Below are 12,949 nucleotides of genomic sequence, written 5' to 3' on the forward strand. Positions count from 1 at the left end.
AAGAACACTGGTTTTACCGCAGCTGAACACGGGGCCGATTGGTCCTCACAATAGGAGAAAACAGGAATGACGGTGCGGATCGACGCCACTGACCGGAAAATTCTGGCTGAACTGCAGCGCGACGCGGGCCAGTCGCTGGACGAAATCGCCCGTCAGGTGGGCTCCTCCAAGACCCCGGTGTGGAATCGCATCCGCAAGCTGAAAGAGGGCGGGGTGATCGGCCAGCAGACGGTGCTGCTGGATGCCGAGGCGCTGGGGTTTGAGGCCTGTTTCTTTGTCCTTATCCGGACCTCCGAGCATGAGGCGGAATGGCAGGCCAAATTCCTGCAGGCGCTGCGCGACCGCCCCGAAGTGCAGGAAGCGCACAGGCTGGCAGGCGACATCGACTATATCCTGAAAGTCCGGGTGCAGAATGCGCGCGCCTATGACGTCTTTTATCAGGCGCTGATTGCCGAAGTGCGGGTGCATAATGTGACGGCGCTATTGTCGATGGAGGAGATCAAGTCCACAACGATGCTGCCGCTGCAACCCTAAGGGTTCAGGTATTTAAGACCAGAAAGAAGCAGCAGAGGATGGTCTGCTTCTTTCTGGTCCGGAAGTACCCCGGGGTTTGGGGCAGAGCCCCATGTTAAATATGCGTTTGGGGCAGAACCGCATATTAATCATGCGTTTGGGCAGAGCTCCAAGTCAGGCCGTAACCAGCAGCCGGGTCAACCCGTGGAAGTGATAGGTATTTGAGTACTCCGGCGCTGCCGCCAGTTTCAAATCCGGGCAGCGGCCGAACAGGATCGGCAGGGCAATCTGCATCTCCAGCCGCGCCAGAGGGGCGCCGACGCAGAAATGCAAGCCGCCGCCAAAGCTTTTGTTCACTTTGGGCGGGCGGGCCGGGTCGAAGCGGTCCGCGCCGCCCAGTGCCGCCGGGTCGCGGTTGGCGGCGGCCAGCAGCAAGGCCACCTGATCGCCGCGCTGGAAGGTGTGGCCGAAGACCTCGGCCTCCTCATAGGCGTAGCGGGTGAACATATGCAGCGGCGGGTCATAACGCAGAATCTCCTCCACCAGCCCTTCGATGCCTGCGGGCGCCAGCCAGCCCGGCTGCCAGCCCTGCTGCAGCAGGGTATTAATACCATTGCCAAGGGAGTGCACGGTGGCCTCGTGGCCTGCATTCAGCAACAGGATGCAGGTGCCGATCAGCTCATCCGTTGACAGCTTGTCGCCTTCTTCCTCGGCGGCGATCAGCCGGGTGATCAGGTCGTCGCGGGGTCGTTGCGGCGCTCATTGATGTAGCTGCGCAGGAACTCTGTGAACTGATGCGCGGCATTGGCGGCGGCGTGTCCGGTCTCTTCGGTGCGCGACGCCTGATACATCGCCACCATCCTGTGCGACCAATCCAGCAACTGCGGCGCCATGTCCTCGGGCACCCCTAGCAGGCGGCAGATGGTGATCACCGGCACCTGGGTGCAATAGGCCTCCAGCAGGTCAAACGGCTGGTCCGGGAAAGCGTCGATCAGCTGGTGGCACAGATCCTTGATGCCTGGCTCCAGCGCCGCGATCTCGCGCGAGGTGAAGGCGCGCAGCACCAGGCGGCGCAGGCGGGTGTGGCGGGGCGGCTCGGCATCCAGCAATGAGTGCGCCTCCACTGCCAGGAAAGGGGCAAGATGGGCTGGGCCGTCCTTGCGCAGCTCTTCCGGCACCTCGCGGCCGAAGCGGCGGTCGCGCAGCAGCATATGCACCGCGGAATGGCCGAAGGCGGCGACGATGCCGTAATCCTGCCAGTGGTGCATCTGGCCCTTTGCCTGGGCCGCCGCATAGAAGGGATAGGGGTCCTGCACAAAGGCCGGATCGGTGGGGGATTGGATTAAAGTCTTCATACACCGGTTTTTGCCGCTGCGTCTGGTCAATGCAAGGGGCGCTTTGATAACGTGCCGCAATGAAAACACAGCAAATACTTCGCTGGAGCCTGCCTGCCGGGTTCCTGTTGGCCGTTGCGGCATTGGCGCTGATGGTCTGGTCTTATGGCTACCGTCAAGCGCTGGACAGCCTGGCAGAGCGCAGCGCGGCGGATCTGGCCTTGGCGTCGGACCGGGTCAGCACCCAGCTGCAGGTCTATCAGGAGCTGGCGGTTTTGACCGCCGGACACCCGGCGCTGGCGGATTTGTCCACGCCTGGCGCGCGCGAGGCGGCGGCGGAGCTGCTGCGCGCGGTTGCCGATAAAACCGCGGCGCTGGACGTGTTCTTTGCCGCCGCAGACGGCCGGGTGCTGGCGGCAGCCGAAGGGGTGTCCGGGCCGGATGTTGCGGATCAGGCCTATTTTATACGTGCCATGCAAGGGGCCATGGGAACCGGTCACGCGGTTTTGCAGCCGGGCGGGCGGCGGTCGTATTTCTATGCCGCGCCAGTGTTTCAGCCCGGCGGTGTGCGCGGGGCGCTGGTGGTTGCAGCGGATGTGAATGACGTGGAGCAGACCTGGCGCGGCTCGCTGCCGGCGGTGTTCTTTACCGGCATGAGCGGCGAGGTGTTCATTTCCAACCGGTCCGAATTGCTGTTCTGGCAGCGAGGCGCGGCGGGGGAAACCCCGAGTGTTACCGGCAGGGACCGTTATGCTGACCATGAAATCTGGAGTCTTGAGGGCAGCCCGTATCTGCCCGGCCGCGCATTGCATCTTTCAGTGGATTTGCCGCTGATCGGGATGACAGGCGAAATTCTGGTGGATGTGGCGCCGGCCCAGCGGATCGCAGCCTTGCAGGCGGCGGCGCTGGCGGCGGTGTGCCTGGCTCTGGGCGCCATGCTGTTCATCGTGATGGAGCGCCGCCGCACACTGGCCGAGGCCAATGCTGTGCTGGAAAGCCGGGTGGAAAAACGGACCAAGGCCTTGTCTCTGGCCAATGATCAGCTGCGCCGCGAGGTGGGCGAGCGCGAGGAAGCCGAAGCCGCCCTGAAACGCGCCCAGGAGGATCTGGTGCAGGCGGGCAAGCTGTCCGCTTTGGGGCAGATGTCGGCGGGCATCAGCCATGAATTGAACCAGCCCCTGATGGCGATCCAGCAATTTGCCGAAAACGGCGCCGCCTTTCTGGAGCGGGGCAAGGCAGGGCGCACGGCTGAGAACCTGGACCGGATTGCAGACATGGCGGTGCGGATGGCGCGGATCATCAAGAACCTGCGCGCCTTTGCCCGCAATGAAAGCGAGCCGATGGGGCAGGTCGATCTGGTGCAGGTGATCAAAGCGGCAGTGGAGCTGACCGCGCCGCGGCTGAAGGCGGATCAAATAGATCTGCGCTGGGACGAGGCGGCCTATGCAGCGCCGGTGCCTGCCTGGGGCGGCGAGGTGCGGCTGACGCAGGTGTTTGTGAACCTGATCAACAACGCGGCGGATGCGATGCAAGGGCAATCGGAGAAGGTGATCTCAATCTCTGTCGAAAGCGGCCCGCGGCTGCAGGTGCGGGTGCAGGACAGCGGCCCTGGCATCAAGGAGCCGGAAAAGATGTTCGACCCGTTTTACTCCACCAAGGCGGTGGGCAGTTCCGAAGGCATGGGGCTGGGGCTGTCGATCTCTTACGGATTGGTGCAAAGCTTTGGCGGCAACATCCGCGGTGCCAATACCGGCGGCGGTGCGGTGTTCACAGTGGAACTGGAACCATGGCGCGAAGGTGCCAGGAAGGGGAATGCCGCATGACCCGCAAAGTGCTGCTGGTGGATGACGACGCGGCGGTGCGCGAGGCGCTGGCGCAGACGCTGGAGCTGAATGATCTGGAGGTGGTCGCCTGCGGCTCGTTTGTGGCGGCAAAGGATCATATCACGCCGGCGTTCGGCGGCATCATCGTGTCGGACATCCGGATGCCGGGGCGGGACGGGTTTCACCTGCTCGAGTATGCCCGTGGCGCCGACGAGGAGCTGCCGGTGGTGCTGCTGACCGGCGAGGGCGACATTCCGATGGCGGTCAAAGCGATGTCGCAGGGGGCGTTTGATTTTCTGGAAAAACCCTGCGCCGCAGCAGATTTCCTGCCGGTGCTGGAGCGCGCCTTGAAGACTCGGGCGCTGGTGCTGGAGAACCGGCGGCTGAAGCATCAGCTGGAGACCGGCGATCCGGCGGCGCGGCTGTTGTTCGGCACCTCGCCCCAGGCCATGGAAATGCGCCAGCGGGTGCGCGCAGTGGCGCCGACGGGGGCGGAGGTGCTGGTTACCGGCGCGCCGGGCAGCGGTATTTCCAAAGTGGCGGAGGTCATTCACCTGATGTCGCCTGCGGGGCAGGGGCCGTTTGTGAAGCGCCCCGCCGCAGGGCTGGCCGCAGAGACGGTGGCGGAGCTGTGCCAGGAGGCGGCGGGCGGCTCGCTGTTTCTGGACGAGCTGCAGGCGCTGCCGGAAGCGGCGCAATTTGCGCTGCTGGCGCAATTGGAACAGGGCAGCGGGGTGCGGATCATTGCGGGCTCCAGTGCGGGTCTGGCGGATAAGGTACAGGCGGGCGGGTTCAGTCCGGACCTGTTTTACCGGCTGGATGTGATGCGGGTGCGGATCCCCTCGCTGGCCGAACGCCCCGGCGATATTCCGGTATTGTTCCGTCATTACGTGGCGCAGGCGGCAGAGCAGGCGGGGATCGAGGTGCCGGAGATTTCGCAGGACCATCTGGCAGCCCTGATGGCGCAGGACTGGCCGGGCAATGCGCGATCCTTGATGTCGGCGGCAATGCGGTTTGTGCTGGGCATGCCGGAAGAGGCCGCCGCAGCGGCAGGGCTGGGTCTGGCGGAGCAGATGGCGCAGGTCGAACGCTCGCTGCTGATTGCGGCGCTGGGCCGGGCCAACGGGCGCGCGGCTGCGGCCGCGGAAGCGTTGAGGCTGCCGCGCAAGACGTTTTATGACAAGCTGGCCCGCTATGGCATCCGGCCCGAAGACTACCGCCGCTGAGTGCGCTGGCAGCCGGGGCCTTACGATTGGTCAGGTCCGGCACTGCTGCCGGAGTATTAGGGAGGCGGCGCCGCCGGAAACCCCGGAATGGGGCATGGGGCGGAGGGAGGACGGGGGTAAGCCCATGTCCGCATGAAGCCTTCGTTCGGGACGCCCCTGCACCCGTTGAAGAGGTGGTCTTGGGGACCCTGTGATCTCCTGATGGTGCGGGGTGTCAGACCGCTCCGGTGTCGCGACAGGTCAGAGTATCGCAGGGCCGGGTTAAGGCCGGGCAAGCGGGGCGTACGCAGGGGGGGCAACATCCCGGCGGGCGGCGCACGGCGGATAGTGAGGATGCCTCCGGCGGGAGTATTTTTGAAAAGATGAAGGGGCGGCGATTCTCCCGGCAGAATTGTCTTGCGCTAACATTTGTGCGAAATTCCGCACAAAGCCGGAAGCACCCTGTGCGGGATTCCGCACAGCCTTTGACGGTCTCCACCTGGATGCGCTTGGAATTGCCGGTAAGTCATTGCCGGAATGCGGAAAAAACTGACGGCTGATGAGTCCCGAATCAATTCTTGAGCGGATTCTTGCAACTTGGGATGCTCTGGGCGGGCTTCAGCCATGCGCTGAATGCAACATCGGATTTAGAGATGATTTTTCTGGGAGGAAAAGACCATGAAATTCCTGACCACTGCCGCCACCGCACTGGCACTGACCGTCACCGCAGGCGCTGCAAGTGCTGCTTGCGACGACGGCGAGATCGTGGTGAAGTTCAGCCATGTCACCAACACCGACAAGCACCCCAAGGGGATTGCCGCGTCGCTGCTGGAGAGCCGCGTGAACGAAGAGATGAACGGCACCATGTGCATCGAGGTCTATCCGAACTCGACACTGTACAATGACAACAAGGTGCTGGAAGCGATGCTGCAGGGCGACGTGCAGCTGGCCGCGCCAAGCCTGTCGAAGTTTGAAAAGTTCACCAAGCAGTTCCGCCTGTTCGACCTGCCGTTCATGTTCAAGAACATCGACGCGGTGGATGCGTTCCAGGGGTCCGAAACCGGCCAGGAGATGCTGGATTCGATGCAGCGCCGCGGTCTGCAGGGGCTGGCCTACTGGCACAACGGCATGAAGCAGATGTCGGCCAACAAGCCGCTGGTCGAGCCCACGGATGCCAATGGGCTGAAGTTCCGGGTGCAGTCCTCGGACGTGCTGGTGGCGCAGATGGAAGCGATCGGCGGCTCGCCACAGAAGATGGCATTCTCGGAAGTATACGGCGCTCTGCAACAAGGTGTTGTGGACGGGCAGGAGAACACCTGGTCGAACATCTATGGCAAGAAGTTCTTTGAGGTGCAGGACGGTGTGACCGAGACCAACCACGGCGCGCTGGACTATCTGGTGGTGACCTCGGTGGACTGGCTGGACAGCCTGGACCCGGCGGTGCGCGACCAGTTCCTGACCATCCTGAACGAAGTGACCGCCACGCGGAACGCCGAGTCGACCAAGGTGAACGGCGAAGCCCGCCAGGCGATCATCGATGCCGGCGGCGTTGTGCGTGAGCTGAGCCCTGAGCAGCGCGCGGCCTGGGTCGAAGCAATGAAGCCCGTGTGGGAGAAATTTGCAGGCGACGTCGGCCAGGAGAAGATCGACGCCGCGCAAGCCATTAACGCAGGCCTGTAACTCAGGCCGCATCCGGGAGGCCCGTATCGGGGCCTCCTGACCGCAGGCGGCGCGGAAATCAGCTGCCTGCACCCCTTTTCCGCAAAATTTGGGAGGCAGCCATGGCGGGGTCCAGAACCGGCCCGAGCGGGCTTATCAACTCACTCGAAGAAACCCTGATCGCGCTCCTGCTGGGGCTGATGACGGCAATAACATTTGCCAATGTTATTGCGCGGTTTGTGTTCAATTCCAACATTTTATGGGCGCTGGAGCTGACCGTGTTCCTGTTTGCCTGGCTGGTGCTTTTGGGCGCCTCTTATGCGGTGAAGGCCCATGCGCATCTGGGCGTCGATGCCATTTTGAATATGCTGGCACCGGGCGCGCGCCGCGCGGTGGGGCTGTTTGCTGCCGCCTGCTGCATCGTGTTCTCGTTGCTGCTGCTGAAAGGCGCCTATGACTACTGGGCGGTGTTTGCCGATCTGCCGCCGACCTCGGGGCGCTGGTTCCCGACCGGGTTTGACATGAAGGCACGCAGCCAGAGCTTTTACGAGGTGCAGGATGTGCCGATGGTGGCGGTCTTCAAGTTTCTTGAGGACCTGATCAACTACGGCGATCCTTATGAGAAACTGCCGAAAGTGGTGCCCTATGTGGTGCTGCCGGTGTCGATGCTGCTTTTGGTGTTCCGCTTTATCCAGGCGGCGTTCCAGATCGCGCGCGGTGATGTGGACCGGCTGGTGGCCAGCCATGAAGTGGAAGATGAGCTGGACGCCGTGCGGGCGCAGCGCGGGGAGCATGACTGATGGAAGTGGTAATTCTCTTTGCGATGGTGATCGGCCTGTTGCTGATCGGGGTGCCGATTGCGGTGTCGCTGGGTCTCAGCTCGACGATTTTCCTGCTGATTTACTCTGACAGTTCGCTGGCGAGCGTCGCGGGCACGCTGTTTGAGGCCTTTGAGGGGCATTTCACCCTGCTGGCGATCCCGTTTTTCATTCTGGCGTCGTCGTTCATGACCACGGGCGGCGTGGCGCGGCGGATCATCCGGTTTTCGATTGCCTGTGTCGGCCATCTGCCGGGCGGACTGGCGATTGCAGGCGTCTTTGCATGCATGCTGTTTGCAGCGCTTTCTGGGTCGTCGCCCGCAACTGTGGTGGCCATTGGTTCCATTGTGATCGCCGGCATGCGCGAGGTGGGCTACTCCAAGGAGTTTGCGGCAGGCGTGATCTGTAACGCAGGGACGCTTGGCATCCTGATCCCGCCGTCGATTGTGATGGTGGTCTATGCAGCAGCGGTTGAGGTTTCCGTCGGCCGGATGTTCCTGGCCGGCGTCATTCCGGGGCTGATGGCCGGGCTGATGCTGATGGTGACCATCTATGTGATGGCCAAGGTCAAGAACCTGCCCAAGGGCGAGTGGAAAGGCTGGGGCGAGATCTTTGAGTCGGCGCGGGACGCGGGCTGGGGGTTGTTCCTGATCGTGATCATTCTGGGCGGCATCTATGGCGGCATCTTTACTCCGACCGAGGCGGCGGCGGTGGCGGCGGTCTATGCTTTCTTCATCGCCAGCTTTGTCTACAAGGACATGGGACCGCTGTCGAATGGTGAGGGCGAGGCAAAGACGCCGCTGTTGCGGAAGCCTTATGCACTGCTGACGGCGTTCCTGCACAGCGATACCAAGCACACGCTGTTCGAGGCGGGCAAATTGACCGTGACGCTGCTGTTCGTGATTGCCAATGCGCTGATCCTGAAACACGTGCTGACCGATGAGCAGGTACCGCAGCAGATTGCCACGGCAATGCTGTCGGCAGGCTTTGGCCCGGTGATGTTCCTGATCGTGGTCAATGTGATCCTGCTGATCGGCGGTCAGTTCATGGAACCGTCGGGGCTGCTGGTCATCGTTGCACCGCTGGTGTTCCCGATTGCGATTGAGCTGGGCATTGATCCCATCCATCTGGGCATCATCATGGTGGTGAACATGGAGATCGGCATGATTACTCCGCCGGTTGGCCTGAACCTGTTTGTGACGTCGGGCGTGGCGGGGATGCCGATGATGGGGGTGGTGCGGGCAGCCTTGCCGTTCCTGGCGGTGCTCTTTGTTTTCCTGATCATGATCACCTATATCCCCTGGCTTTCCACTGTATTGCCAAACGCGGTGATGGGGCCGGAGATCATAACCAAGTAAGGCTTTGCAGTAACGAAAACGGCGCCCGGATGTTCGGGCGCCGTTTTGCGTTCTGCGGCAAAATTCTTGGAAGAATTTTGCCAAGAAAATTCAAATTTTCTTGGCTTAAGCGGTTTCCAGCGCGGTGATGATCGGGGAGAAATCCGCGGCCTTCAGACTGGCACCGCCCACAAGCGCGCCATCGACATTGGAGACGGCAAAGATCTCACCTGCGTTCGACGGTTTGACCGAGCCGCCGTAGAGCAGGCGGATGGACTCTGCGGTCCCGGCCCCGAAGCGGGCGGTGAGTTCGGCGCGCAGGAAGTTGTGCACTTCGGCAATTTGCTCCAGCGTCGGCACTTTGCCGGTGCCGATGGCCCAGACCGGTTCGTATGCCACAACAGTGTTTTCGCCTGTGGCAGAGTCCGGGACGGAACCTGCAAGCTGAGTGCCAGCCACCTTCAGCGTGTCGCCGCCTTCGCGCTCGGACAGGGTTTCACCGATGCAGATCACCGCAATGAGGCCTTCTGCTAGGGCGGCTTCGGCTTTGGCGCAGATCTGGGCGTCAGTTTCGCCGTGGTCGGCGCGGCGCTCGGAATGGCCGAGGATCACCGCGGAGGCGCCGGCGTCTTTCAGCATGGCCGCTGAAAGATCGCCGGTGTGGGCGCCGGAGGCGTTTGCGTGGCAGTCCTGGCCGCCGATAGCGACGGCGCTGCCTTTGGCAATGTCGGCTGCGCGCGACAGCAGGGTTGCCGGCGGGCAGATCAGGATGTCCGCAGCCGGGCCGGCATGGCTTTCGGCCAGGGCTGCCAATTCACCCAGGCTGTCGCCGGTGCCGTTCATTTTCCAGTTGCCTGCTGCCAGTTTCCGCCGCATGGGGGATGCCTCCGATCCTCGTTATGTGGGCGTGACAGGTAACACCAGCGGCGGAGTGGCGCAATTCGCTTGACCGGGGACCGGCCACAAAAAGGGCGGGGAAAACCCCGCCCGCTGATTGCGTCCCGTCTGGACCGGATCAGGCGCCGGGCAGTTCTTTGAAGCTGATCGATTCGCCGCAGCCGCAGGCATCCGCGACATTGGGGTTGTTGAACTTGAAACCGCTTTCCAACAGCGTCACCTCATAGTCGATTTCGGTGCCGAACAGGAACATCTGCGCCATCGGCGCGATCAGGATGCGGGCGCCGTCCTGTTCCACCACTTCATCGTTGGCAGAGGGCTCGTTGACGTATTCCATGGTGTATTCCATGCCCGCACAGCCGCCTTTCTTGACGCCGATGCGCAGGCCGGCATGGCCGTCTTTGGCCATCAGCCTGGCGATCTGCGCTGCTGCCTTGGGCGTCATGGTCACAGCTTGTTTGCCGGGAATGCCGAACATGGGTTTCTCCTTACACTTAGTCCCTATCTAGGGCTGGTGCTGCCGCGGCTCAACCCCGCAAACGTCCAGGCAGGCAGGTAACATGTATTCTGTATGCGGATTTACAAGGGGGAGCGGCCTGAAACCTGCGCTGCCGCCGATCACAGGCCAATGGTGTCAAAGCCCCATGCAGTTTGCATAGTAGGTGACGGTGGCAGGCCAGTCGGAAAAAACGCCTTCGACACCTGCGTCCTGTGCCAGAACGTCCAGCAGCTGGTAATACATGCCGTCGCCGTCGCCGTCGCCGTCGCCGCCGCCGCGGCTGAGGCTTGCGAGCGACTGGAAGTACCAATCGCCGCCCTGCAGCGGGCCTGAGCGTTCCAGCGTCCAGGTGATCAGCCGCAGCCCGGCGGATTTTGCGGCAATGGCATAGGCGGAGGGAACAATGCGGCCGTCCTGCACGGTCACCAGCATCCAAAGGGGCGGTGCCAGATAATTGACGCCCTGGGCCTTCAGCGCGGCGAAGTCATACGGGAATGTTGCCGGATCGGTGTGATCAAACCCCTCGTGCCGGTAGCTGCCGTCGAGCAGCACCGCCTGGCGGCCGAACGCCGGTTCGTGTTCGATCCAATAGAGGATATCGTCCAGGCTGAAGCTTTGCACCCAGACGTCGGCGGGGGCGATGCCGGCGGATTTATAGTCATCGATTAGTTTCTGCGCGAAATCCTGTTGCGTGAAGCCGTTAAAGGGCATCGGGACTGCGGGGGCCTTCAGCTCGGGCATGAATTTGGTGCCGAGGCTTTGCAGCAGGGCGATCGACTCGGCATGGGTCAGAGTTTGGGCGCTGCCGCCGTAAAGCGTGGTGCGCCACGAGGGAAGGCCGCCCTGATAGTCCCGCGGCGTGGCGGCAAAGGGGTTGGCGCTGTCCATTTTCGGACGCAGGCGGCGGAATTCGTCCAGGGTCAGATCGGAGCTGCGGCATTCGGCGCTGGCGGGGGAAGAGAATGCATGCGGAGAGAAGGGCTGGATGCAGCGGTCCGCCAGGGGGGAGGTCAGGATGTCCGTGGTCCGGTGCAGGTCGTTTTGCGCGTGGCGGCAGACCAGTTCCAGGTCGCGGGTGAAGGTGACGTCGCATTCCAAAATGCCCGCGCCCATGGCGGCGGCGGCCCGGTGGCCTTCGGCGGTGTGTTCGGGGAACATCAGCGGCGCGCCGCGGTGGCCGATGGAAAAATCCGTGCGCGCCGGGGTCTGGCCTGCGCAGGCCTGCAGCCTGTCCTTAAGCGCACCTTCGGGCAGCTGGCTGATCAGATAGGCCGGGCGCGGGCCGTAGCTGAGGGCCGGAGGGTCCGCTGTGCCGGGAGCAGGAAGCAGCACGAGGGCCGCGGACAGCAAAGCAACGGACAGCAGGGCTTGGCGCATGGGGCGGCTCCGGGTCTAGGGCTGCCGCACATTAGACACTTGGGCCGGAAAATGAAAAGGCCCCCGCAGATGCAGGGGCCGGATCCGGGCGCAGGCTGTGCGGGCTTACATGAAGCCCAGTTCCAGGCGGGCCTCGTCGGACATCATCTCCATGCCCCAGGGCGGCTCCCAGGTGAGTTCGACGTCAACCGTTTTCACACCGGGCACCGGTGAGATGGCATCGACGAGCCAGCCCGGCATCTCGCCCGCAACCGGGCAGCCCGGCGCGGTCAGGGTCATGATGATCCTGACGTCGTTCTCGTCATTGATGTCGATCGTGTAGATCAGGCCCAGCTCGTAGATGTTCACCGGGATTTCCGGGTCATAGACGGAGCGGCAGGCGTCGGTCACGGCCTCGTACAGCGGATGGCTGACGGAGGAGGGCGCGATCAGCGGTGCGCCTTCAAGCGGTTCGGAAGGGTTGGTCATGGGGATCCCGGTCTGATATTCCGACGATTTATATAGGGAATGTACAGCCCGGCGTCCAGAGGCGGCACACACCGCAGCGGGAATGTTCTGTTAATCACCTGTTCGTGAAAATTTGATTTGATGGGGTGAACGCGCTAAATTGTGGTTCCCCCACGATGATTTAGTAAACGCTGCCCGAAGGATGCGGGCCGTGCGCCGCTGTCCGGCCACGGAGCTGCTGCGTGCGGGCAGGAGCGGAGAGAGGCCATGCCAGGGAAAACTGCGACCCGCAGATGCGCGAATTCCGTTGCCCTTGTGCTGGCGGGCAGCTGCCTGGCCTTGGGCGGGACTGCAGGCGATGCCCGGGCACAGGGGGCATGGCGCTGGCAGCTGACGCCCTTTGTGCTGGCACCATCGGTGGAGGGGACAACCGAGCTGGGGCAGGCAGGCGGCGGTGTATCAATTGATGCGGGCGATGTTTTTGATCAGCTGCAGGCCGGCGGGATGCTGGCATTTGAGGGGCAGCACAGCAGCCGTTTCGGTTTCCGGCTGCGCTATGCGGTGATGGATTCGGACCGGACAGCGGATAGCTTTGCCGGTGCGGTGGCTGCTGCCTATGACCAGAACATGGCTGAGGCAGTGGTGACCTATCGTTTCGGGCAGGGGCGGGACCGGTTTGAGGTCTTTGGCGGACTGCGCCACTGGGATGTGGATGTGACGGCCGATCTGCCGGGCGGTGCGGTGCGGCGGGGCGGCACATGGACCGATCCGGTTGCCGGGCTGCGCTGGGAGCGGCGGCTGTCGCCGCGGTTCAGAGTTTCCCTGGAGGGCGATATCGGCGGCTTTGGCGCCGGGTCGGATCAAAGCTGGTCGGCCATGGGCGGGCTGATTTACGACCGCTGGGAGCGGGCCTCGATCTATGTGATGTACCGCGGGCTGGGGGTGGAGTATCAGGACGGCATCCGCGGCACGGACAGCTTTTTCCGCCATGATGCGGTGACTCACGGGCTGCTGGCGGGGGTGGGTTTCAGGTTCTGACG

11 protein-coding genes and 1 pseudogene are annotated in these 12,949 nt (G+C 63.1%); 7 read left to right on the plus strand and 5 right to left on the minus strand.

Features of this window, described 5'->3' with window-relative positions:
- Window positions 1-66: 66 nt before the first annotated feature.
- Window positions 67-534: an Lrp/AsnC family transcriptional regulator gene (locus ETW23_RS07275; RefSeq protein WP_129371321.1), complete on the plus strand. Its 468-nt coding sequence runs from the start codon at window positions 67-69 to the stop codon at window positions 532-534.
- 153 nt (window positions 535-687) lie between these two features.
- Here the strand turns inward: ETW23_RS07275 and ETW23_RS07280 are convergent.
- A pseudogene (locus ETW23_RS07280) lies at window positions 688-1,868 on the minus strand (cytochrome P450).
- Window positions 1,869-1,927: 59 nt separating this feature from the next.
- On the opposite strand from ETW23_RS07280, the gene ETW23_RS07285 reads away from it, so the two are divergent.
- The 5 genes from ETW23_RS07285 to ETW23_RS07305 all read left to right on the plus strand — a co-directional run bounded on the left by ETW23_RS07285 (window position 1,928) and on the right by ETW23_RS07305 (window position 8,710).
- Window positions 1,928-3,670, plus strand: a complete 1,743-nt coding sequence (locus ETW23_RS07285) for an ATP-binding protein (RefSeq protein ID WP_134829587.1) — start codon at window positions 1,928-1,930, stop codon at window positions 3,668-3,670.
- The gene (locus ETW23_RS07290; RefSeq protein WP_129371318.1) at window positions 3,667-4,896 is read left to right on the plus strand and encodes a sigma-54 dependent transcriptional regulator; all 1,230 of its coding nucleotides are present in this window, start codon (window positions 3,667-3,669) and stop codon (window positions 4,894-4,896) included. The genes ETW23_RS07285 and ETW23_RS07290 overlap by 4 nt, the downstream gene beginning before the upstream one ends.
- Before the next feature lie 657 nt (window positions 4,897-5,553).
- The gene (locus tag ETW23_RS07295; RefSeq protein WP_134829588.1) at window positions 5,554-6,555 is read left to right on the plus strand and encodes a DctP family TRAP transporter solute-binding subunit; all 1,002 of its coding nucleotides are present in this window, start codon (window positions 5,554-5,556) and stop codon (window positions 6,553-6,555) included.
- 101 nt (window positions 6,556-6,656) lie between these two features.
- Window positions 6,657-7,334, plus strand: coding sequence for a TRAP transporter small permease (locus tag ETW23_RS07300; protein WP_134829589.1), 678 nt, complete (start codon window positions 6,657-6,659; stop codon window positions 7,332-7,334).
- Complete coding sequence (locus ETW23_RS07305; RefSeq protein WP_129371315.1) at window positions 7,334-8,710, plus strand: TRAP transporter large permease; 1,377 nt, start codon at window positions 7,334-7,336, stop codon at window positions 8,708-8,710. Before ETW23_RS07300 ends, ETW23_RS07305 begins: the two co-directional genes overlap by 1 nt.
- Window positions 8,711-8,815: 105 nt before the next feature.
- Here the strand turns inward: ETW23_RS07305 and tpiA are convergent, their stop codons facing one another.
- The 4 genes from tpiA to ETW23_RS07325 all read right to left on the minus strand — a co-directional run bounded on the left by tpiA (window position 8,816) and on the right by ETW23_RS07325 (window position 11,930).
- Entirely contained in the window at window positions 8,816-9,565 is a 750-nt protein-coding gene (tpiA, locus tag ETW23_RS07310) for a triose-phosphate isomerase (RefSeq protein ID WP_134829590.1), read from the minus strand.
- Window positions 9,566-9,704: 139 nt separating this feature from the next.
- Window positions 9,705-10,064, minus strand: coding sequence for an iron-sulfur cluster assembly accessory protein (locus ETW23_RS07315; RefSeq protein WP_129371313.1), 360 nt, complete (start codon window positions 10,062-10,064; stop codon window positions 9,705-9,707).
- A gap of 156 nt (window positions 10,065-10,220) precedes the next feature.
- Window positions 10,221-11,462, minus strand: a complete 1,242-nt coding sequence (locus ETW23_RS07320; protein ID WP_134829591.1) for a glycerophosphodiester phosphodiesterase family protein — start codon at window positions 11,460-11,462, stop codon at window positions 10,221-10,223.
- Between the two features lie 105 nt (window positions 11,463-11,567).
- Window positions 11,568-11,930, minus strand: a complete 363-nt coding sequence (locus ETW23_RS07325; RefSeq protein ID WP_129371311.1) for an SUF system Fe-S cluster assembly protein — start codon at window positions 11,928-11,930, stop codon at window positions 11,568-11,570.
- A 246-nt stretch (window positions 11,931-12,176) separates the two neighbouring features.
- Here ETW23_RS07325 and ETW23_RS07330 point away from each other — a divergent pair, with 246 nt between their 5' ends.
- Window positions 12,177-12,947, plus strand: a complete 771-nt coding sequence (locus ETW23_RS07330) for a hypothetical protein (RefSeq protein WP_134829592.1) — start codon at window positions 12,177-12,179, stop codon at window positions 12,945-12,947.
- Window positions 12,948-12,949 lie beyond the last annotated feature (2 nt).

Source organism: Leisingera sp. NJS201, assembly GCF_004535885.1.
Classification (GTDB): domain Bacteria; phylum Pseudomonadota; class Alphaproteobacteria; order Rhodobacterales; family Rhodobacteraceae; genus Leisingera.